Raw genomic sequence first — 21,853 nt, forward strand, 5'->3', positions numbered from 1 at the left:
CAAAAATCAGGCGGAGCGGATTGTAAGGAATTCGGGGGCAAATAGGTAGCCGGGCATCCCGAAACAGGATGCCCGGCTGGTTACTGCGGCTTACTTCTTAACGTCGAAGCGGTCTGCGTTCATTACCTTGGTCCAGGCGGCTACGAAGTCTTTCACGAACTTGGCTTCGTTGTCGTCCTGGGCGTACAGCTCTGCGTAGGCACGCAGGATGGAGTTGGAACCGAACACCAGGTCAACACGGGTCGCGGTAAACTTGGTGTTGCCGCTCTTGCGATCCACGATGTTGTAGGAGTTCTTGCCAGTGGGCTCCCAACGGTTGGCCATGTCGGTCAGGTTCACGAAGAAGTCGTTGGTCAGTTGGCCAACGCGATCTGTGAACACGCCGTGCTTGGTGCCACCGTAGTTGGTGCCCAGCACCCGCATACCGCCCAGCAGAACCGTCATCTCCGGCGCAGTCAGGCCCATCAGCTGGGCACGGTCCAGAAGCATCTCTTCCGGTTTGACCACGTAGTCTTTCTTCTGCCAGTTACGGAAGCCATCAGACAGCGGTTCCAGCGGCTCGAACGATGCCGCATCGGTCATCGCGTCGGTGGCATCGCCACGGCCTTTCAGGAACGGCACGTGCACGTCGTGGCCTGCGGCCTTGGCGGCCATCTCGATGCCCAGGTTACCGCCCAGCACGATGACATCCGCGATGCTCGCGCCGGTGTCGGCTGAGATTTTCTCATAAACCTTCAACACCTTGGCCAGGCGCTGCGGCTCATTGCCTTCCCAGTCTTTCTGAGGGGCCAGGCGGATGCGGGCACCATTGGCGCCGCCGCGCATGTCTGAGCCACGGAAGGTGCGTGCGCTGTCCCAGGCCGTGGTGATCAGCTCGTTCAGGCTCAGGCCAGCGTCAGCGATTTTCTCTTTGACCACTTCCTCAATGTAGTTGGTCTCGCCCTGGGGAACCGGGTCCTGCCAGATCAGGTCTTCAGCGGGAACGTCCGGACCGATGTAACGGGACTTCGGCCCCATATCCCGGTGTGTCAGCTTGAACCAGGCACGGGCGAAGCAGTCTTTGAAGTACTCCGGATCTGCCATGAACTTCTCACAGATGGCGCGGTACTTCGGGTCCATTTTCATGGCCATGTCGGCGTCGGTCATCATCGGCTTGACGCGGGTCTTCATGTCCGTCGGGTCAACCGGCATATGCTCTTCTTTGATGTCGACCGGCTCCCACTGGTTTGCGCCAGCCGGGCTCTTGGTCAACTGCCAGTCGTAACCGAACAGCAGGTCGAAATAACCCATGTCGAATTTGGTCGGGTTGGTGGTCCAGGCGCCCTCGATGCCGGAAGTAATGGCATTGGTGGCCTTGCCCTGCATGTTGGGGTTGATCCAGCCGAAGCCCTGATTCTCTACGTCTGCTGCTTCCGGCTCTGGCCCAAGCGCATCCGCATCGCCGTTACCGTGCGCTTTACCCACGGTGTGGCCGCCGGCGGTCAGTGCAGCGGTTTCTTCGTCGTTCATGGCCATACGGGCGAAGGTTTCGCGAACCTGCTCGCCGGTCTTGAGAGGATCGGGATTACCGTTTACCCCCTCCGGGTTCACGTAAATCAAGCCCATTTGAACCGCGGCCAGCGGGTTTTCCATGGTGTTTGGCTTGTCTACGTTCTCGTAGCGGCTGTCAGAAGGCGCCAGCCACTCTTTCTCTGCACCCCAGTAGATGTCTTTTTCGGGGTGCCAAATGTCCTGACGGCCGTAGGAGAAGCCAAAGGTTTTGAAGCCCATGGACTCATAGGCAATGTTACCGGCAAGGATAAACAGGTCGGCCCAGCTTACCTTGTTGCCATACTTCTTCTTGATCGGCCACAGCAGGCGGCGAGCCTTATCAAGGTTGCCGTTATCGGGCCAGGAATTCAGAGGAGCAAAACGCTGGTTGCCGGTGCCACCGCCACCACGGCCGTCGGCCAGCCGGTAGGTGCCTGCCGCGTGCCACGCCATACGAATCATCAGACCGCCATAGTGACCCCAATCTGCCGGCCACCAATCCTGGCTGTTGGTCATCAGCTCGTGCATGTCCTTTTCGAGCGCTTCGTAATCGAGTTTTTTGACTTCTTCGCGGTAGTCGAAGTCTTCGCCCATCGGGTTAGTCTTGCTGTCGTGCTGGTGCAGGATATCCAGATTCAGGTTCTCCGGCCACCAGGCCGCCACATTGCCCTGCTCCTGCGTATTTGACCCGTGCATGACCGGGCACTTACCACCACTATTATTCTCAGACATCGTATTCTCCTGTTTCTGCGTCATTGGCAAAAAAACATTTCACGATCAAGGGCATCACTAAATATAGATCATTCACAGGCCGCTGCTTGAATGTTTACTACCGCCTGTATAGTGAATCCCTATGGACTTCCCGCAGCCCGGGCAAAGCGACAGAACGATCACTGGGCGATTGCGTAATCCTGATAGTAGTCCACCAGAATCCCGAGCAAGTCCTTCCATGCTACCGGTGCAAATTCGTTTGACACTGACATGGCGCAACTCCTTGATTGCGAGAACACCTTCACCTTATCGCGGGGGAGCGATCAACGGACAATTAATTAAAAATAAGCTTTTGAAAGTTTTTCTTTATCGTTAAAGGCGCAGAAATCTCAATCTTGAAGGCGGGCGTTACAAACGCTCGATAGAGGCAAACTTGCCCTGATCGTCAAACAGAATGCGGAAACTGCCCTGAATGCCGTCTTTGAGGAAGAAACGGGAAAGGATACGGGCCGGGAAACGGACAGAGCGTCCGTCCCGGGCCGTGGTGCGAACATCGGTGGCAACGCCCTGATAGAGCTTGATCCACTCATCAGGGCTGATGCTGATGTCCACAATAATCTGCTGCATGGTCAGTGCTGGCTCAGTTAGCCAGCTCCAGCAGCAGACGGTTCAGGCGGCTGACATAGGCGCCGGGGTCTTTCAGTTGCTCACCACTGGCCAGCGTGGCCTGGTCGAACAACACCGCAGACAACTCGCCGAAGCGCTCATCTTTGGATTCCTGCTCCAGGCGCTGCACCAGAGGATGGTCCACATTGATTTCAAAGATCGGCTTGCTGTCTGGCACCTTCTGGCCGGCGGCTTCCATGATCTTCTTCATCTGCGCGCCCATATCGAACTGACCGGTCACCAGGCAGGCAGGTGAATCGGTCAGGCGGTTGGTGACCCGCACTTCCTGCACACGGTCTTCCAGCGCTTTCTGGATGCGCTCGATCAGGTCCTTGTGCTCCTTGGCGGCCTCTTCCTGGTGCTTCTTGTCTTCCTCGGTTTCCACTTCACCGAGATCAAGGTCACCTCGGGCGACGTCCTGGAACTGCTTGCTGTCGTACTCGTTGAGGTAGCCCATCATCCACTCGTCGATGCGGTCAGACAGGATCAGAACCTCAATACCCTTCTTGCGGAACACTTCCAGGTGCGGGCTGCTCTTGGCGGCCATGAAGTTGTCAGCGGTGATGTAATAGATCTTGCTCTGGCCTTCTTTCATCCGGGCGATGTAGTCATCCAGGGAAACGTTCTGGGTTGACTCACCGGTATGAGTGGAAGCAAAGCGCAACAGGCCCGCGATTTTCTCGCGATTGCTGAAGTCTTCTGCCGGACCCTCTTTCAGAACAGTGCCAAACTCGTTCCAGAAGCCCTGGTATTCGTCGCCGTCTTTCTTGGCCAGCTTGGACAGCATATCCAGTACCCGCTTGGTCAAAGCCGTGCGGATGCTTTCTACCGTGCTGTCGTTTTGCAGAATCTCCCGGGACACGTTCAGAGACAGATCGTTGGAATCGATCACGCCCTTGGTGAAACGCAGGTACAGCGGCAGGAACTGCTCGGCGTCGTCCATGATGAACACGCGCTGTACGTACAGTTTCAAGCCACGGGGCGCTTCCCGGTTATACAAGTCGAACGGGGCACGCTTGGGGATGTACAGCAGGCTGGTGTAGTCCAGCTTGCCTTCCACCTTGTTGTGGGACCAGGTCAGCGGGTCTTCGAAATCGTGGCCGATGTGCTTGTAGAATTCTTTGTACTCTTCGTCCTTGATCTCGTTACGGGGCAAGGTCCACAGGGCGGTGGCGTCGTTAACGGTTTCCTCTTCGCCCTTCTTGTCCTCTTCCTCGGCCTCGGCCTTCATTACCACTGGGAAGGAGATGTGATCAGAATACTTTTTGACCAGGCTGCGCAGTTTCCAGCCGTCGGCGAATTCCTTGGCGTCGGACTTCAGGTGCAGAACAATCTCGGTGCCGCGCTGTTCGCGATTCACCGGCTCGATGGTGAACTCGCCATCGCCTTTGGATTCCCAGTGCACCCCTTCCTCTGCCGGTGCGCCGGCACGGCGGGTGAATACGTCGACTTTGTCGGCAACAATAAAGGCGGAGTAAAAGCCCACGCCGAACTGGCCGATCAGCTTGCTGTCTTTTTTCTCGTCACCAGACAGTTGCTTGAGAAATTCGGCGGTGCCAGAACGGGCGATGGTGCCGAGGTTGGCGATGACGTCGTCACGGGTCATACCGATGCCGTTGTCGGCCAGGGTGATGGTGCCGGCGTCTTTGTCGTAATCCAGGCGGATTTTGAGGTCGGAGTCGCCTTCGTAGAGTTTGTCGTCTTTCAGGGCGGCGAAGCGGAGTTTGTCTTCGGCGTCTGAGGCGTTTGAGATAAGCTCACGAAGGAAGATTTCCTTGTTCGAGTAAAGAGAGTGGATCATCAGGTGAAGCAGTTGCTTCACTTCGGTCTGGAATCCCAGGGTCTCTTTGTTTGTTTCTACCGTCATGGCTGTGTTTTTCTCCTACTCGGTCTATCTTGGGTGGAGCGGCGTGTTCGGGGCATGCTTTCCAAAACACGCTGTGAATACTTCCCTGTACGCTCTGCTCCGCCATCCATGGCTCCGCAAGGTTTTGGAAAGCATGCCCCGAACACACCACCCGACTGTTGCGCAATGTCGAAATCTGCACGGAGTCTGGGCGAGCAGGTGGGGACAGGTTTCCGGAACCGTGCGGAGCCAGGGATGGCGGAGCCCGAGCCGAACATGGACGTCTTGAGGCGTGTTTCGGAAACCTGTCCCCACCTGCTTGCCTGCACCGATACAGATCGGGATGACCAAAGAAATGGGGGCCGGCCGGAGCATTTCAACCCCGGCCTGGGGGCAAAAATCAGTCTTCGAGCAGGAAATGGGCCCGGGCAGTGGCAATGGGTTGGGAACGGGACTTTTGCCAGGCGGAGATCATCACATTGGCAACCCGGTTGCCCTGGCGGGTAAGGCGGCATTCTGCGTAGGTTTCGCGGTTAAGACCCGCACGCAGGTAATCCAGGGAAAAGTCGACAATTCTTGGCATCCGCAGTGTGTCCTGGGACATGATCAGGTAGATCGCTGCCGACATTTCCATGAAGCCACCAATCACACCGCCGTGAATCGCCGGCAAAATCGGATTGCCCAGGTTCTCTTCCTTCTTTGGCAACCGGAAAATCAGGTCGTCTCCGAAGCGGTCGCATTGCAAGCCAATCCAGGTGGCGTAAGGAATGCTCTCCAGCATGCGGGAGAAGTCGCCGGTTTGTTGGGTGTATTTGAGGATTTCCGGGTCGGTCATTCCTCGCCTCCGGTGATCAGGTCTCGGTAGGATTTCGGGGTGGCTTCTTTGCCGATTCTCATGAACGTGCCAACACAGTTGGCAATCGTCTCACCGCCCTCCTGATAGGCCTCGCAGCGGGTAAAGATGATGTTCTTGGTAATCTTGTAGGTCTCGGCCCGGGCGTAGACAGGTTTGTGGGGTTCGGCCGGGCGCATGTAGTCCACCCGCAAATCCAGGGTCGGGCAAAGTTCGAAGTCTTCCAGGGCACAGATCATGACCGACCCGGAGGCGGTGTCCATAAGGGTGGTAATGGCACCACCGTGGATGACGCCGGTGTCCGGGTTACCAATGATCTTGTCGCTGTACGGCAGTTCCATGACCAGATAACCCTCGCCCGCTTCCTTTGCACTCAGGCCCAGTTCACAGGCCTGGTTGAGGGTGTTCACAAACCGGTTAACCCGGTTAATTCGGGTTTCATCGTTCATTCAGGGATGTCCTGCAATTCAGCTTTTCGGAGTGGTTTCTGTAGCCTGCTTACCGGGCACGGGTTCTTCGAACACTTTCCCGGCACGCAGGGCAGCCAACGCATCAGACTGGAATTCCCGACGGTAGAGTACGACAACCACCAGGGTAGAAGCCGCTATAAACACCATGGGATGGATAAACCAGGCCACCACGGCCAGGGCGTAATAATAGGACCGCAACCCGAGGTTAAACGCGTCTCCTGCCAGGTTGCAGATGTTGCCGGCACTGCGGGCAAAGGCCTCCCGGGCGGCGGGGCTGGTTTTGGTGTCGTCCGGTAGGGGCGCGCTCCCTATCATCACCGCCACAAAGTTGTACATGCGCATGGACCAGGTGAACTTGAAGAAGGCATACACAAACACCACCAGCAACACTACCAACCGCAGCTCCCAGATTTCCCGGGTCGGTACGGCGCTGAAAGGCATGGTGGCGAACACTTCCATGGCTTCACGGGTGTAGCCGAGTGCAGTGATGATACCAGCCAGTATCAGCAGGCAGCTGGATGCGAAGAAGGCGCCATTGCGCTCCAGGTTACCAACCACAGAAGCGTCCGATATCCGGTTCTCCCGCTTGAGCATTACCCGCATCCAGTCTTCACGGTACATATCCAGCGTGTTCGAGAGGCAGGCGCGAGTACTAGCCCGATTTCGGGAATACCAGGTGTAGCCTACCCAGCACACCAGAAACCAGAACAAAGCGATTAGTTCCAGGTAATAGCCCATGCGTGGTTATCGATCCGTTGTAACGTATATGGCAGAGAGGTTGCGTGACAATGATACGCGAAGGTGCATGAACCGGCCACAACCCGGGTGGTCTGACACTAAAACACCGGTCGTACTGTGCTATATAATGAATCACTCAAATCAACAATTGCGCGTCCACGGAATCGGGCGCCCAAAGGAGTCGGATGTGAACCCCGGACAAATTCTGAGACTGACGTTACTCTCGGTTATGTTTCTTGCCATTGCGGGCTGTGCCGTAAACCCGGTCACCGGCAAAAAGCAGCTGTCTTTGATTCCCGAAAGCCAGGAATTGGCGCTCGGGGCCGAGCACTACACCCCAACCCAGCAAACCCAGGGTGGGCAGTTTTATCTGGACCCGGAATTGACAGTCTATGTTCGCGAGGTCGGCATGAAGCTGGCCCGGGTTAGTGATCGCCCCGATTTGCCGTACGAGTTTGTGGTACTCAATAGCAGCGTGCCTAATGCCTGGGCTTTGCCTGGGGGCAAGATCGCCATCAACCGGGGCCTGCTGGTCAAGTTTGAGGATGAAGCCCAGTTGGCCGCTGTGATGGGACATGAGATTGTCCACGCTGCGGCGCGGCACAGCGTGCAACGCATGCAACAGGGCATGCTGATCAGCGCTGGCGTAGCCGGCCTTGGTTTTGCGTTATCTGATAACGAATGGGCCGGGCTGATCATGGGCGGCGCGGCCGTGGGCGCACAGCTGGCCCTGGCACAGTACAGCCAGGGTGATGAGCTGGAATCCGACCATTACGGCATTCGTTACATGAAAGCCGCCGGTTACGACCCTCAGGCAGCGGTTGAGCTGCAAGAGCTGTTTCTGGAATTATCCCAGGGCCGGCAGACAAGTTGGCTGGACGGCATGTTCGCCACCCACCCACCTTCAGCCCGGCGGGTTCGGGAGAACCAGGCACTGGCCTCAGAGCTGGGAACCGGTGGCTTCCGGGGCCGCGACATTTACCAACGGCGCATTGCCCTGCTGAAAGAGCTCCAGCCTGCCTATGACGCCCACGACAAAGCCATGGAACTGGCATCCAAAGGTGATATGAACGCAGCCCTCGATTCCATCAACAAGGCAATCGAGCAGGAACCCCGCGAAGCTATGTTCTTCGCACTCAGGGGCCGAATCTACAAAGAACAGAAGCAGACAGAGAAAGCCCAGGCGGATTTCGACAAGGCGGTGTCGCTGTACCCGGAGATGTTCCAGTACCAGCTATACAACGGCCTGAACTCGCTGGCCATGAATAATCTGGACAAAGCCCGTGGACACCTTGAGAGGGCCAATCAGGTGGTGCCCACCTCCATTGCCTATCTGCGGCTTGGAGATATTGCCAGCCGTCAGAACCGTCGGAATGACGCCATTGGGCATTACTCGAAAGCCGCCGAAGCCGGTGGTGATGTGGGTGAGGAAGCCAAAAGAAAACTCGCCGATCTGTCTCAATAGGTGACAGGTAGCACAGCGAAAACCGGGGGCTTAACGCCCCCGGTTTTTTTATGGCTAAAGCATTTGCCACACTGACGCAGAAAAGCCGTCACAGATTGCATTGACTTTTAGAGCAATAACTCTAAAAATCAGTCAAACAAACAACAATCGGATGGCGATCATGCTCGTAAAGCGACTTCAACCGATGATTTCCCACGCAAGGCGGTCCTATGTGGAACTTATGTTCCAGGTAATGGGCCGGGCCCTGCAGGCAATCAGCGAAGTAGACGAACAAACCCGAAACGAAACTCGCGCCCTGCCCGAAGGATTTCTGTTCGAGATGCAGGTGATGCCCAATGGCCCCAAGCTGATCGTTGAGCACACCGGAGATGGCAAACTGCATTTCCACGGCGACAGTGCTCCCCGGCCGGTGGACCTTTCCATTCAGTTCAAGCATATGGCCCATGCATTCCTGGTACTGTCCTTCCAGGAAAAGACCTCGGTGGCCTTTGCCAACGACCGCATGCTGGTAGATGGTGATGTCAGTTACGCCGTGCGTATGACCCGTGTGCTCAACCGCCTGGAGTCATTCATCCTACCCAAGCTGGTCGCGCAGCGAGCGGTCAAGGAATACCCGGCCAACCTGCATCTGCCTGAAAAACTGATCAGCGGAGCCCGCATCTACCTGAAAGTCGCCACCAACTTTGTCGAGACAGTGAGAGCATAATGACCAACAAATACTACGAGTTCTTCTGCCCGGTAAAAGTGATTGCCGGCAAAGCCGCCCTGGAACACATTCCGTTTGAATTGACCGGCCTGGCAGCCAAGCGCCCGATGATTGTTACCGATAAGGGTGTTCGGGCGGCAGGCCTGCTTGACCCTGTGATTGCCGCTTGCGAAGAAAGCGGACTGGAAATCGTCTCTATTTATGACGACGTACCCCCGGATTCCTCCACAACGGTTGTTCGCGATATCGCCACGGTTTACCGCAAGGAAAAGTGCGATTCCATTATTGCCGTGGGCGGCGGTTCCGCCATTGATACCGGCAAAGCCGTCAACATTCTGGTCTCCGAAGGTGGCGATGACATCGCCAAGTACAGTGGCGCAGGTATTCTGAAGCATCCCCTGAAGCCCTTCTTCGTGGTACCAACCACAGCCGGAACGGGCTCTGAAGTCACATCCGTTGCCGTGATTACCGATGAGAAAAAAGGCGTGAAGCTGCCGTTCACCTCATCGTTCCTGTTGCCGAATGCGGCGATCATCGACCCACGGATGACGCTGACCCTGCCTCCCCATATCACCGCCGCAACCGCCATGGATGCCATGACTCACGCGGTCGAAGCGTTTACCTGCATGGCCAAGAATCCGCTGAGCGATGCCTACGCCACGGCTGCCATCAAAAAGGTGAGCCAGTCACTTCTGGCGGTGATGGACAACCCCAAAGACGAGAACGGGCGGCTTGAACTGGCCCAGGCCTCTACCATGGCCGGCATTGCCTTCTCCAACTCCATGGTTGGGCTGGTACACTCCCTGGGCCACGCAACCGGCGCGATCTGCCACCTGCCCCATGGCCTGTGCATGAGCCTGTACCTGCCGTATGTGCTCGAATTCAATATTGAAAGCATCCGTGAACCCCTGGGCGAACTGCTGCTCTACCTGGAAGGCCCGGAAGTATACTCGGCAACCCCTGCAGCCCGCCGTGCCGAGGCCAGCATTTCCGCCATCCGCAAGCTCAGGGACGCACTGCATAAACGCTGTGAGCTGCCCCGTACCCTGAAGGAAACCGGCAAAGTGCTGGAGAGTCAGCTGGAGGCCATCGCCGAAATGGCGCTGGATGACGGCTCCATCATGTTCAACCCGCGGGAAGTCACCAAGGAAGACGCCCTTTCGGTGCTGCGGCGCGCCTGGGCCTGATCGCAGAGTTGGCTGGGCTGACCCATCGTTCGATGGGTTAGCCTAAAGTCAGATTCACAATGATTGATTTATAGGAGGAAGTCGTTACTATTTAGCAACGTTCTGGCAGGGAGTTGGCCGGGTAAGTTTGATCGATATACCGCAGTGGCCTGCAACAACCTGAGTTTCTTTGAATGAAAGATCTATTGTCCAGAGCATCGCTTTTTTCACGCCGTAGCCTTGCCATCCTGACGGCGAGCCTGTGCCTGTCCATGGCGGCACACAGTGGCGAAGACCAATCCGGGACCTTCCGTTTCAACATATCCCCCAACGGCTATCCCCCATACCTGATTGTGGATGGTGAGAAGCCCTCCGGCATCATGTGGGACGTGGTCGCGCTGATCGTGCCGCGCCTCGGTTACGATCTTGAGTTCATGAAAATTCCAAGAAAGCGGGTCGACCAGATGCTGGCCGACGGTTTTCTGGACGGCACCCCCCGTGCCATCGAATGGACGGAAAAGCCCGAGCAGTATCTGTTCACCAACCCGGTTGTCCATGTAGAGGAAGTGTTCTTCTTCGCAAACGGCGCCGAATTTGAGTACAACCACCCGAGCGACCTGTTCGGAAAAACCGTGGTTACTCACCTGGGCTACATGTACCCAGCCCTTGATTCCTACTTCGAAAGTGAACAGATTCGGCGTTTTGACGTCTCCCGTGACCGGGATATGTTCCGGTTTCTGCTGCACGGCGAGCGCTTTGATACCGCCCTGGCTGACCGACTTGTCGGCCAGTGGATTCTGAAAACCGAAGGCATGGCAGAACATTTCAGCAGCTCCGAGACTGCCATCAGCCAGTATGGTTTCCGGATCATGGTTCGCCCGGAGTGGACGGAGTTCGTGCAGGCCTTCAACGAGGAGCTGCAGAGGGTTCGCGAGAACGGCGAGCTACAGGCCATTCTCGCGAACTATCGCTGACAGTTTATTCCAGCCGCCGCAACAGCAGCATGGGTGACACACTGAGAACCGGGCGCAACTGCCAGCGCCCGAACAACGCCAGCAGCACCGCGCTGATGAAAGGAATGGGCAGCATCACCTGCCAGTGCCAGCGGAAATTGCCCTCAAACATCCGGAGCTGTAGCGCATAGACCGCAGCCTCTGCCGCAAGAACCCCCATGATACCCGCCACAAAGCCCAGCAAGGCAAACTCCAGCATGGTACTGCGGGCAAGCAACGACTGCTGACCGCCCAGGGTGCGAAGCAAAGCGCCCTCCCGCTGACGATCCCGCAGTGTGGCGCTGACCACCGCCGCCATCACCACCAGAGCCGCCGCCAGGATCAACGCTAGAATGGCTTCGATGGCTTGAGTAACCTGGTGCACAATCTGCCGGATACGCTCGATGATATGATCGATCTCCAGTACCGAGACGGTCGGGAACTGGCGTGAAAACTCGTTCAGCGCCACTTTGTTACCCTCATCCAGATGGAAACTGGTAATCCAGGTGCCAGGCATATCCGTCAGCCCGCCGCCCGGCGGGAAGGCCATATAGAAGTTGGGTTTCATGCTGTCCCATTGCACCGTACGAATGCTTGTGACCGGTTCTGTGACTGTTTCCGAACCGATGGTGAAGGTCAGGCGATCCCCCATGACCAGCCCCATACGTTCCGCCAGCTCTGCCTCAACCGACACACCGATGGTGTCGCCGGGGGCAAACCACTCGCCGGCGACAATCTCATTATCTTCAGGCAGCTCCGCCATCCAGGTCAGGTTCAGCTCACGGTTCAGGGCACCAATGCGTTCATCCTTGCTCACGGCCTCCAGAACCGGCTGATCATTCAGTTCCGTCAAACGCCCGCGCACCATGGGATAGATTGTATCCAATGGGGCGTCACGCTCTGCCCAGAAGGCTTCCACATCGTCCACGGCATCCGGTGCAATGTTAATCAGAAAGTGATTAGGGGCATTATCCGGTAACTGGGCCTGCCAGTCGTCGAGCAAAGAGGTGCGTACCAGAATCAGCGTGGCCGCCAGCATCAGTGTCATGGCAAACACCGCCATTTGCGCCATGCTGGCCTGCCGATGCCGGTACAGACCTACCAGGGCCAGGCGCCAGGCGTTGCCGCCGCCCCGTACACGGCGCAGAACCGCCACCATCAGGCCACCAACCAGCGCCAAAACGGCCAACAGGAGTGCCAGGCCGCCCAACAAGGCAAACACCAGTGCAACCTCGCCAGCGTATAACCAGACCAGACCAAACACGGCCAGAATCGCAATCGCAATATCGGGGATCGCGTCTCGCCCACTTTCCCCGGGCTGCGCCCGCAAAACCCGCATGGCAGCCACGTTACGCAGCCGGCGAATGGGCGGATAGGCAAACGCGAACAGGGAAACCAGGGCCGTGAGCAAGGCCGGCAGCAGGGCCGAAGGCGCCAGATGGAAATCGACCGGCTGCTCCAGCACGTCACTCAACAGGCGAACCAGAATCCAGAACAGCGGCAGCGCCACCAGAAGACCACCAATCACCCCGGCGATACCCCACAGCGCCAACCGGCGCAGGTAAAGGCCGCCAATTCCCCAGCTAGACAGCCCGAGGGTCTTAAGAAGTGCCACGGTATCCCTCTGAGACAAGGCGTACTGACGGCTGGCAACCGCCACAGCCACTGCCGCCAGCAGAACCGCCAGGCTGCCACCGAGCAACAGGAAACGTTCAGCACGCTCCAGGGACCGGGAGAAGGTTTCGCCATCGCGTACGCTTTCCCATTCATGGCTTGGTTCCAGGCGCGGCTCCAGCCATTGATAGTAATCGTCAAGCAGGTTGTCCGGGCCGGCGAACAAGTACACGTACTCGGCACGGCTGCCTTCCTGTATCACGCCGGTGCCGGGCACATCGTCCACATGAATCATCACACGGGGTGCCAGGGAAGAGAGCCGGAAGCCGCCATCTGGCTCCCGTATCAGCAGGCTGGTGATCTCAAGTTCAAGATTGCCCACTTCGAGCGTTTCACCAATCTCCAGCTCCAGCAATCGCAGCAACCTGGGGTTGACCCAGATCTCGCCCCTCCCGGGGCCGGCGGCCACGGTTTGGCGAGCAGCATCCGCACCTGGCTGAATTTCGATCTCGCCACGCAACGGGTATTCGTCACTGACAGCCTTGACCGACACCAGCTGGAACCCACCCTCACCAAAGACCATGGTGGAGAATTCAATCAGCTGGCCGGTTTCCAGGCCCCGGTCACGGGCTTCGTCAATCCATTCACCCGGCACTGGCCGGCCATTTTCCGCCTCAAGCTGACGGTCCGCCGCCAGAAAGGAGCTGGCCGAAGACACCAGGGTTCTCTGCAGCTGGTTGGCGAACAGGGCAATGGTGGCGACGGTAGCCACGGCAATCACCAGGGCCACCAGCACAACCCGTACATCACGTTCGCGCCAGTCCCGGCGCACCGACATCAGTTTTTTTGCAGCCGCCATCAGTCAGCCAACTCCCGGGCCGCTTCCGGCTCTGTCAGCACACCGGCTTCAATGTGAAGTTGCCGGCCACACCGGGCTGCCAGGTGTTCATCGTGGGTGACCATGACCAATGTAGTGCCCTGCTCCCGGTTCAGATCCATCAGCAGATCCGACACCGCCTGGCCCGTGCGGTTATCCAGATTGCCGGTGGGCTCATCGGCAAACAGGATCACCGGGTCTGAAGCAAAGGCCCGGGCAATGGCGACCCGCTGCTGCTCACCACCAGACAATTGCCGTGGCGTGTGGCTCAGGCGCTCGCCCAACCCTACACGCTCCAGCAGCTCTTTGGCCCGCGCCTCCGGCGATTCCATCCCCGCCAGTTCAAGGGGCAGCATAACGTTCTCCAGCGCGCTCAGCGCCGGCAACAGCTGGAATGACTGGAACACGAAGCCAACCCGGCTTGCCCGGAGCTGGGCGCGCTGGTCTTCCGTCAGGCTGCTGATTTCAGCACCGTCCAGCTCTACTTTCCCTTCGGTCGGGGTGTCCAGCCCGGCAAGCAATCCGAGCAAGGTGGTTTTTCCGGAACCGGAGCGGCCAACAATGGCTACGGACTCTCCCCGATTGATTTCCAGACTGACCCCCTGCAAGATCGTCAACGTATCAGTTTCCAGGCTCACCCGGTGGGTAAGATCGGTCACCCGTAACATGGGGTTTGTGGCGGCTAACTTGGGATCCGTCATCTGGTTCACGGTGGCTCCGTTGTCTGGTGCTGTGTTTTATTGAATCTGTAAAGGGTATACGAATTTACTATGAATACGGTATCGGCGTTGGTCAGATCATTTGCCCTCTCAGCACTGATGTTGCTGTCGCTCTCCGCCCTGGCCAGCCAGAACACACTGCTGGTAGTCGGCGACAGCCTCAGTGCCGCCTATGGCGTGCCATCCGAAACCGCCTGGGTTCAACTGCTGAGGGACAGGCTTGATGAACAGGGCCTGAACTGGAACGTTGTGAACGCCAGTATCAGCGGCGAAACGACCGATGGCGGCCTTCGGCGGCTGCCTGACCTGCTTCAGAAAAACCAGCCAGACGTCGTGATCATTGAGCTTGGCGGTAACGACGGCCTGCGCGGCTTTCCACCGAATGTGATCGAATCCAACCTCGCCGACATGATCGAGCAAGTGCGGGATGTAGGTGCCATCCCGGTGCTGGTGGGCATGCAGATTCCACCGAACTATGGCCAGCGTTACACCCGCATGTTTGCGGACATCTTCCCGAACCTGTCTGACCGCTACGACACCCCCCTGGTTCCCTTCTTTCTTGAGGGCATCTACAACGCCGATGGGTTAATGCAGGAAGACGGCATTCACCCCACCGAAGCCGCCCAGCCGGTGCTGCTGGACAACGTATGGCCTCAGCTGGAGCCGTTAATTCTGGACAGGAACCCCAGCGCCCTGCGCTCAGACCAGTAATAACCATCACGGGCGTGTTCAACAAACCCCACATGCCCTCCCCACTTTGGCGCTTCAACGGTAACGTAGGCGCCGAGAACCTTACGGCCTTCCGGGAAACACCGGGCTGACAGGAAGGGATCGTCTACCGCATTAACCATCAACGCCGGTACCCGTATGTCCTTCAACCGAAACAGTGCCGAGCAGCTGGCCCAGTAGTCCTGGGCATCCCGGAAGCCATGCAGGGGTGCGGTGTAGCGGTTATCAAATTCGTGAAAGTTGCGGATGTTGTCGAACCCGGTTACGTCAATCAGGTCCGGAAACCGACGGGCCTTTTCCTGCATTTTGCCGTGCAGATCCCTCAGAAAGCGCTGCATGTAGATCCTGCGACTGGGCAGGGCCAGCATATCCGCGCTGCCAGCCAGGTCTGCGGGCACTGAGTAGGCAACGGCACCGCTGATGCGACTATCAACCCGCTCGCCCTGCTGGCCGAGGTAAAGCAGGGTGAGGTTGCCGCCCATGCTGAAGCCAGACAGGAACAGGTTGCTGTAGTGGCCTTCCAGCGCGTGGGACACAACCGTATGCAGGTCTTCCGTGGCGCCGCTGTGGTAGAACCGGGGTTGGTGGTTCATCACCCCTCCGCAGGATCGGAAGTTCCAGGCCAGCACATCCCAGCCATCCGCCATTAGTGCCCGCGCCAGCCCGAGCACATAGGGGCGCCTGCTGTGGCCTTCCAGACCATGGGACACGATGGCCAGGCGGTCACTGCCCTGACGGTACCAATCCAGGTGCAGTTCGTCGTTATCCGGCGTAGCCAGAACAGCGGCTTCCGGCTGTGGCATGGTCACGTTCCGGAACAGCGTTGGCCACACAGACTGGATGTGCCCGTTACGTAACCAGACCGGTGGGCGGTAGCCCGATTGACTGCGCTTGTGCAAATTTTGACCTTTCTTTTCAGGGGGTTGACGAACACTATTAAAGAACTTAATATGCCCGCCACTTGATGCTGTTCCCCGATAGCTCAGTTGGTAGAGCAACGGACTGTTAATCCGTTTGTCCCTGGTTCGAGCCCAGGTCGGGGAGCCACTTATTCCGAGAAAGCCGCTGATTCAACATCAGCGGCTTTTTCATTTCTGCCTCAGAAAACCTCTTCCCGCTGCATGAATTCCTTCAGGACCTGGTACAGGGTATAGCCATCCTGGCTCCCGATCATTTCCCGGATGGAATGCATGGCGAACTGCGGCACACCGATATCCAGCGTGGTCACGCCCAGATTACCGGCGGTCAGCGGCCCAATGGTGCTGCCGCATCCCATGTCACTGCGCACGACAAAGGTCTGGTGCGGCAGGCCAAGCTCATCACTGATATGCCGGTACAAAGCGGCCGACCGACTGTTGGTGGCGTAGCGCTGGTTGTGGTTAACCTTGATGACTGGCCCCTGGTTCAGGATCGGACCGTGGTTTTCATCGTGTTTGTCCATGAAGTTGGGGTGCACGCCATGGGCGTTATCCGCAGAGATCATCATGGAGCGGGCAATCGCCCTACCCTTGCCAGCGCCACACCAGCGCTCCAGAACGGCTCCCAGGAACGGCCCCTGGGCACCCTCCGCCGACATGCTACCCACTTCTTCGTGGTCATTGCACACCAGAAGCGCGGCTTCATCTCCAGAAGTGTTCAGCAGGGACTGCAGGCCAATGTAACAACTGAGCAGGTTATCGAGACGCGCCGACGCCAGAAACTCCTGGCGCAAACCAACGAAAGACGCGCCCTGGGCATCGTAGAAACTCAGTTCATAGCCCAACACTTTACGAATCTTCAGGCCGGATTCACTGATCAACTGCTCACGCAGCAAGTCAGCGAATGACGTTGTATCGGTTTCCGGCAGTTGCATAACCACCGGAGGCAGGTCTGTCTGGGCATTCACCGACCGATTGCTGTTGGCTTCCCGGTCCAGGTGAATGGCCAGGCTGGGAATAATCGCCACCGGCTTACGGAAGTCCACCAGAGTGTCCCGAACCTTACCGTCCTCATCCAGAACCGTGACCCGGCCAGCCAGCGACAGATCCCGGTCAAACCACGGGTTCAGCAACACGCCGCCGTATACTTCCACACCCAACTGGAAAAAGCCCTTGCGGCGGATTTCGGGGTTTGGCTTTACCTTCAGGCAGGGGCTGTCGGTATGGGCACCCACCATCCGGATGCCGGAAGTCACTACGTCATTCTTGCCGGTGCGGAAGGCAATAAGGGAGGAGCCATTGCGAATGGCGTAATAGCCCCGGCCCTGCTCCAGCGCCCACTCTTCCCGCTCATCCAGCTGCTGAAAACCGGCGGCATCAAGCCGGGATTTCATGGTACTGACTGCATGCCAGGGTGTTGGTGAGGCATTCAGAAATTCAATCAAGTCATTATTAAATTCAGTGTGTTCCATGATCTTCCTGATTGCATGATAATGGCTGCTACAGTATGGCATGAAGCCGGCCCAGCTCCTACCAGGCTGCCGGTTAGTCCCTATACGCACCCACTGATCAACGCCGGAGCCCACTGTGTCGATACCCCGATTCCTGGACATCGAATACTGTCAGACTGACGACGCCCTGTTTCCCGTCGCCATGGCCTGGTCGCTGGCAGACGGCCAGATGAAAACCGTGGTTATTGCCCCGGAGGAAGCCTGGTTGCCAGATGACAGCGACCTGGGGGACTTTGACCTGCTGTACCTCGAAGAACAGGGCGTGCCACTGCTCGAACTGGTTCAGGAACTCCATCAGGACCTGCCAGACCAGACCGTATACGTGGATGGCATAGACCCGGATGAAATTCTGATCGACCTGATTTTCAGTGCCGTCAGCCAGGATGCCCCTTTCGAGATTGCTCCAATTTCCGAACTGATTACCGGCATCGACCGCGACACCCTTGAAGACCGCCGTCGGCAACTGATGTTCGACGAAGGCCTGGAACCACAACTCCCGGAGAATGGCGTTTACGCCCTGCTGATGCTCGCGCAGGAGGAAGGTCTTCTGGCGGACCTGTAACCGGGCCAGCTGACACGGGGAAGTGTGACCGGCGTCTGCGTAACAAAGCGTTACACAAGGCAGAATCTGGCGTCAGCAACGTTACTGACAGGAAGCCGGATAATAATGAACAAGGTCGCACTACGTTTCCTCAGCTCCAGCCTGATGGCCATCAGCCTCGCCCCATTGGCGGCACAGGCACAAGATACTCCTCGTTCTGACAAGCACTACGTTGGCCTTCTGGTAACGGCGTTGGAGCACCGCTCAATCGGCGACCGCACCAAGGAGGATGCCTGGGGGCAAGCCGGCACGCTGGTTATAGGCGGCCACCTGAACGACCTGATTCACGCAGAGATCCGCCTGGGTGGCGGCTTCAATGATGCCGATGTCTCCGGTGGCGACCTGACCCTTGCGGTCGATTATTTTGCCAGCTGGTACATGGGCCTGCATTACCCGATCACCGATTATGCCAACGTTTACGCCCAGGCGGGCTTCACCCACGTAAAAGGCGAGGCGACCCTGGCCAACCGTGAGGAAGGCTACAACGCCCAGTTCCGGGACATCGAAGGCGATTACCCGGACAGCAGTTTCAGCATCAGCTGGCTGGCGGGGGTGGATTTCGAGGTGGTGAATAACACCTTCCTGGTGTTTGAGGGTGGGCGGTTGTTCAAAGACACTGGCAGTAGTGCCAATACGTTCCAGTTTTCTACGGGCCTGCGCTACGAGTTTTGAGTGTGCTGCTTTCTTCGGTACCGGTTAAGAGGGCCGGATATCCTTTCCTGGAAACGCTACGAGCACATCCATGTGCGCTTCGCTCCGGCCATCCATGGCCTCCGAGATTCCAAGAAAGGATATCCGGCCCTCTTAACACATACTTGAGTGCAGGCCGCTGTTAATCCGACCTTTAATCGGTGAGCTTGTGCTGGATATGCCAGCAGCGGTGAATCTTCTGGTTGCGTTGAAAATCCTTGTCCAGAGTACTTGCCGTTACCTCTTTGACTTCAAACTCTGCTTCAAGATCTTCGTCCAGTTTGAACTTCCGGAAATTGTTGGAGAATATCAACAGACCATCGCTGGATAACCGCTCCATACACTGGCGCACCATGGTGCCATGATCCCTTTGGATATCCAGAACCCCGGCCATTCTTGCTGAGTTCGAGAACGTGGGCGGGTCCATGAAGATCAGGTCGAAGGTCTGGTTGGCGGTTTTGCGGTCCGCCAACCAGGACAGGCAATCCGCCTGCTCTACCACGTGCTTCCTCAGATCGGCGCCGTTGAGGGCCAGGTTGTCCTGGGCCCAGCTCACGTAGGTTTTCGACATATCCAGGCTCAGGGACCGGCTGGCGCCGCCAACGGCAGCGTGTACGGTGGCTGCACCGGTATAACAGAACAGGTTCAGGAAGCGTTTCCCTCTGGCGTGTTGCTGTATCCAGTGGCGCACAGGGCGGTGGTCCAGGAACAGGCCGGTGTCGAGGTAGTCTTTCAGGTTTACCTTCAGGGTACAGCCGTGTTCTTGCACGTTGAAGTATTCGCCGGTTGCGGCCTGTTTCTCATACTGTTTGGTGCCGGTTTGGCGCTGGCGTTGTTTGCAAACCAGATTCTCGGGGTCAACGTCCAGCACTTCCGGTATGACCGCCAGAGCCTCGGCCAGACGTTCCCGGGCGGCTTTTTCGTCGATAGACTTCGGAGCCAGGTACTCCTGCACGTGTACATTGCCATCGTATAGGTCGATGGCCAACGCGTATTCAGGCATATCGGCATCGTAAAGCCGGTAACAGCTGATATTCTGCTTCCGCGCCCACTGACCAATGGTTTTCAGGTTCTTCTTCAGGCGATTGCGTAGCATGTCTGCCCGTTCGGGGTTGGCAATGCGTGGCATAACCTGCCCTGGCGCAGCCGGGTCTCGCGGTGTTCGGGCATTTTCGGGCTGCACATCGAACAACAACAGCTGCGCTGGCAGCTTGCCGTTGAACAATTTGTATTGTTTGAAGCTTCGCAGGCCAATCGACTTACCGAATTCCGGTGCACCGGTGAACACGGCCAGGCGCCAACCCGGGAGTTCACGCAAGACGGTTTCACCCAGGGTTTGATAGAGCGCGGCCAGCTCTTTGCGCTCGCTCAAGCGTTCACCATAGGGGGGATTGGTCAGCACCAGCCCCTTATCCGCCCAGTCCGGCTGCCGCTCAAAGGCAGATACCGGCCGCGGATCTACGCTTACGATGTTGTCCAGACCAGCCCGGCGCAGGTTGTTACGGGCCGTGTCGATCACCCGAGCGTCCTGATCGAAACCGGCAAATGCCGGTATGCGCTTGTTTTTGCCTTCATGTGCGCGGCGCTCAACTTCCTGGCGCAATGCCAGCCAAAGTTCCGGCTGGTGCCCAGGCCATTTTTCAAATCCAAAACGCTCTGTTTTCCGGCCCGGCGCAATGTCTAGCGCCATCAATGCTGCTTCAATCACCAGAGTTCCGGAACCACACATGGGATCAACAAAGTCGCCGCCGGCGTCTGCAATTTCCGGCCATCCGGCCCGCAGCAGCAACGCGGCCGCGAGATTTTCCTTCAACGGCGCAAGGCCCTGTTCAGTTCGGTATCCCCGCATGTGCAGGCTATGCCCGCTAAGGTCCAGCCCAACCGACAGCCGCCCCCGGTTCAGGCGGGCAGAGATGGTGACATCCGGATCTTTTGGCGCGACCGAGGGCCGTGGCAGGCCCGCGCCCCGAATGCTGTCTACGATACCGTCTTTAACTTTCTGGGCACCGAACTGTGTGTTCCGAATTTCTTCGTTCTGCCCCAGGAAAGTTACTCGAAAGCTGCCGTTGACCGGAATGTGCGATTGCCAGTCCAGAGCCACCACGCCCTCATAAAGTTCGTCCGCACTGCGGGCATCCACTTCGGCAATATGCAGGATGACCCGGTTGGCCAGCCGGGACCACAAACAGGCGCGATATCCGGCTTCCAGCTCCCCTTCTACCCAGACGCCCGCCGGCGCGTTGCGCACTTGAGCCAGGCCAAAGCTTTCGAGCTCATCGGCCAGGAGATACTCAACACCCTTGGGGCAGGTTACGAAAAAGACATGCTTGGACAAAATCAACTCCTGGTTTTCTGGATAGAGCCGGTAAACCGCCGGAATAGCGGTAAAACCCGAATTCGGGCCGTCATCGTTATTTCACAAACCTATAAGAAAAGCTTCATATAGATGAAATAAATAGTGTACATCCGCGCAAGGTTCGTCTTACCTTGTAGTTGACGCGTCGTTCTGGAAGCCAACTTAACCGTGCTTCCGTTAACAGGATCCTGACTGCTCTGGCCGGAACTGGCAATAGTGGGTTATCCCGGATGGGTGCCTCCTTTACCATGGCCACGGCAGATGTGTACACGCTTGTTCTGTTAATCCATCAGTGAGGAACGGCATGAAAAGACAGAAGAGAGACATGTACGCTCGTGCATTCAAGCGGGGTTATCTCGCTGGCGTGTCCGGCAAATCCAAAGACAGCTGCCCGTTAGACCAAGCAGAGGTACGCCAGGAATGGCTGAACGGGTGGCGAGAAGGCCGCACAGATAACTGGGAGGGCATGACCGGCGTCTCCGGCATCCACAAACTTGCCAACGTAACCGCAACGTGACCGCGGTGTTGGCATACCCCGTTTAACCTGATCTCTTTTAGTTGTAGCTACACCACAATCTGACGCAGTAACCAGAGCAACCAAAACGGGGCCTCCCGCCCCGTACCATGCGAAGAAGCGCTACGGGGTTCGTTCCCCGCAAGGGCCCGCTCAGCGGGCCCACCTTCTTTCTGGCCTCA

General features: G+C 57.6%; 19 protein-coding genes and 1 tRNA gene. 9 read left to right on the forward strand and 11 right to left on the reverse strand.

Annotated features, from left to right (window positions below):
• Positions 1 to 90: 90 nt before the first annotated feature.
• The 6 genes from katG to FIV08_RS10915 all read right to left on the reverse strand — a co-directional run bounded on the left by katG (position 91) and on the right by FIV08_RS10915 (position 6,814).
• Positions 91 to 2,262: a catalase/peroxidase HPI gene (katG, locus tag FIV08_RS10890; protein ID WP_152438320.1), complete on the reverse strand. Its 2,172-nt coding sequence runs from the start codon at positions 2,260 to 2,262 to the stop codon at positions 91 to 93.
• A gap of 387 nt (positions 2,263 to 2,649) precedes the next feature.
• Complete coding sequence (locus FIV08_RS10895; RefSeq protein WP_061332772.1) at positions 2,650 to 2,868, reverse strand: DUF2835 domain-containing protein; 219 nt, start codon at positions 2,866 to 2,868, stop codon at positions 2,650 to 2,652.
• Positions 2,869 to 2,881: 13 nt separating this feature from the next.
• Positions 2,882 to 4,774: a molecular chaperone HtpG gene (gene htpG / locus FIV08_RS10900; protein WP_152438321.1), complete on the reverse strand. Its 1,893-nt coding sequence runs from the start codon at positions 4,772 to 4,774 to the stop codon at positions 2,882 to 2,884.
• Between the two features lie 379 nt (positions 4,775 to 5,153).
• Positions 5,154 to 5,588, reverse strand: a complete 435-nt coding sequence (locus FIV08_RS10905; RefSeq protein WP_058090563.1) for a PaaI family thioesterase — start codon at positions 5,586 to 5,588, stop codon at positions 5,154 to 5,156.
• Complete coding sequence (locus tag FIV08_RS10910) at positions 5,585 to 6,055, reverse strand: PaaI family thioesterase (RefSeq protein ID WP_072677116.1); 471 nt, start codon at positions 6,053 to 6,055, stop codon at positions 5,585 to 5,587. The genes FIV08_RS10905 and FIV08_RS10910 overlap by 4 nt, the downstream gene beginning before the upstream one ends.
• Before the next feature lie 18 nt (positions 6,056 to 6,073).
• Positions 6,074 to 6,814 (reverse strand): DUF599 domain-containing protein, encoded by a 741-nt coding sequence (locus FIV08_RS10915; protein WP_152438322.1) that lies wholly within the window; start codon positions 6,812 to 6,814, stop codon positions 6,074 to 6,076.
• A 229-nt stretch (positions 6,815 to 7,043) separates the two neighbouring features.
• On the opposite strand from FIV08_RS10915, the gene FIV08_RS10920 reads away from it, so the two are divergent.
• The 4 genes from FIV08_RS10920 to FIV08_RS10935 all read left to right on the forward strand — a co-directional run bounded on the left by FIV08_RS10920 (position 7,044) and on the right by FIV08_RS10935 (position 11,125).
• Positions 7,044 to 8,279, forward strand: a complete 1,236-nt coding sequence (locus FIV08_RS10920) for a M48 family metalloprotease (RefSeq protein ID WP_152439643.1) — start codon at positions 7,044 to 7,046, stop codon at positions 8,277 to 8,279.
• A gap of 160 nt (positions 8,280 to 8,439) precedes the next feature.
• Positions 8,440 to 8,985 carry a hypothetical protein gene (locus FIV08_RS10925; protein ID WP_058090560.1) on the forward strand — a complete coding sequence of 182 codons (546 nt, stop codon included), beginning with the start codon at positions 8,440 to 8,442 and terminating at the stop codon, positions 8,983 to 8,985.
• On the forward strand, positions 8,985 to 10,172 hold the full coding sequence (locus FIV08_RS10930) for an iron-containing alcohol dehydrogenase (protein ID WP_152438323.1): 1,188 nt from the start codon (positions 8,985 to 8,987) through the stop codon (positions 10,170 to 10,172). The genes FIV08_RS10925 and FIV08_RS10930 overlap by 1 nt, the downstream gene beginning before the upstream one ends.
• Before the next feature lie 173 nt (positions 10,173 to 10,345).
• Complete coding sequence (locus FIV08_RS10935) at positions 10,346 to 11,125, forward strand: substrate-binding periplasmic protein (protein WP_058090558.1); 780 nt, start codon at positions 10,346 to 10,348, stop codon at positions 11,123 to 11,125.
• A gap of 4 nt (positions 11,126 to 11,129) precedes the next feature.
• Here the strand turns inward: FIV08_RS10935 and FIV08_RS10940 are convergent, their stop codons facing one another.
• Together FIV08_RS10940 and FIV08_RS10945 are read right to left on the reverse strand one after the other, a co-directional pair.
• Positions 11,130 to 13,616, reverse strand: coding sequence for an ABC transporter permease (locus FIV08_RS10940; protein ID WP_152438324.1), 2,487 nt, complete (start codon positions 13,614 to 13,616; stop codon positions 11,130 to 11,132).
• The gene (locus tag FIV08_RS10945) at positions 13,616 to 14,335 is read right to left on the reverse strand and encodes an ABC transporter ATP-binding protein (RefSeq protein WP_061332812.1); all 720 of its coding nucleotides are present in this window, start codon (positions 14,333 to 14,335) and stop codon (positions 13,616 to 13,618) included. The genes FIV08_RS10940 and FIV08_RS10945 overlap by 1 nt, the downstream gene beginning before the upstream one ends.
• A gap of 69 nt (positions 14,336 to 14,404) precedes the next feature.
• Between FIV08_RS10945 and FIV08_RS10950 the strand changes: the two genes are divergently transcribed.
• Positions 14,405 to 15,064, forward strand: a complete 660-nt coding sequence (locus tag FIV08_RS10950; RefSeq protein WP_152438325.1) for an arylesterase — start codon at positions 14,405 to 14,407, stop codon at positions 15,062 to 15,064.
• Here FIV08_RS10950 and FIV08_RS10955 read toward each other — a convergent pair.
• On the reverse strand, positions 15,007 to 15,885 hold the full coding sequence (locus tag FIV08_RS10955; RefSeq protein ID WP_152438326.1) for a YheT family hydrolase: 879 nt from the start codon (positions 15,883 to 15,885) through the stop codon (positions 15,007 to 15,009). The two genes, FIV08_RS10950 and FIV08_RS10955, sit on opposite strands and share 58 nt — an antisense overlap.
• A gap of 168 nt (positions 15,886 to 16,053) precedes the next feature.
• Here FIV08_RS10955 and FIV08_RS10960 point away from each other — a divergent pair.
• Positions 16,054 to 16,129: transfer RNA gene (locus FIV08_RS10960), tRNA-Asn, on the forward strand.
• Positions 16,130 to 16,181: 52 nt separating this feature from the next.
• Here FIV08_RS10960 and FIV08_RS10965 read toward each other — a convergent pair.
• Positions 16,182 to 17,471 carry a M18 family aminopeptidase gene (locus FIV08_RS10965; protein WP_152438327.1) on the reverse strand — a complete coding sequence of 430 codons (1,290 nt, stop codon included), beginning with the start codon at positions 17,469 to 17,471 and terminating at the stop codon, positions 16,182 to 16,184.
• Positions 17,472 to 17,586: 115 nt separating this feature from the next.
• Between FIV08_RS10965 and FIV08_RS10970 the strand changes: the two genes are divergently transcribed.
• Positions 17,587 to 18,072, forward strand: a complete 486-nt coding sequence (locus FIV08_RS10970; protein ID WP_152438328.1) for a hypothetical protein — start codon at positions 17,587 to 17,589, stop codon at positions 18,070 to 18,072.
• Between the two features lie 105 nt (positions 18,073 to 18,177).
• A complete protein-coding gene (locus tag FIV08_RS10975; RefSeq protein WP_152438329.1) occupies positions 18,178 to 18,783 on the forward strand; it encodes an outer membrane beta-barrel protein in 606 nt (201 codons plus the stop codon).
• Positions 18,784 to 18,955: 172 nt separating this feature from the next.
• Here FIV08_RS10975 and rlmKL read toward each other — a convergent pair whose 3' ends face one another.
• Complete coding sequence (gene rlmKL / locus FIV08_RS10980) at positions 18,956 to 21,136, reverse strand: bifunctional 23S rRNA (guanine(2069)-N(7))-methyltransferase RlmK/23S rRNA (guanine(2445)-N(2))-methyltransferase RlmL (RefSeq protein ID WP_152438330.1); 2,181 nt, start codon at positions 21,134 to 21,136, stop codon at positions 18,956 to 18,958.
• Positions 21,137 to 21,461: 325 nt separating this feature from the next.
• On the opposite strand from rlmKL, the gene rmf reads away from it, so the two are divergent.
• Positions 21,462 to 21,674, forward strand: a complete 213-nt coding sequence (gene rmf, locus FIV08_RS10985; RefSeq protein ID WP_058090550.1) for a ribosome modulation factor — start codon at positions 21,462 to 21,464, stop codon at positions 21,672 to 21,674.
• Positions 21,675 to 21,853 lie beyond the last annotated feature (179 nt).

The organism is Marinobacter sp. THAF197a (genome assembly GCF_009363275.1).
Classification (GTDB): Bacteria; Pseudomonadota; Gammaproteobacteria; order Pseudomonadales; family Oleiphilaceae; genus Marinobacter.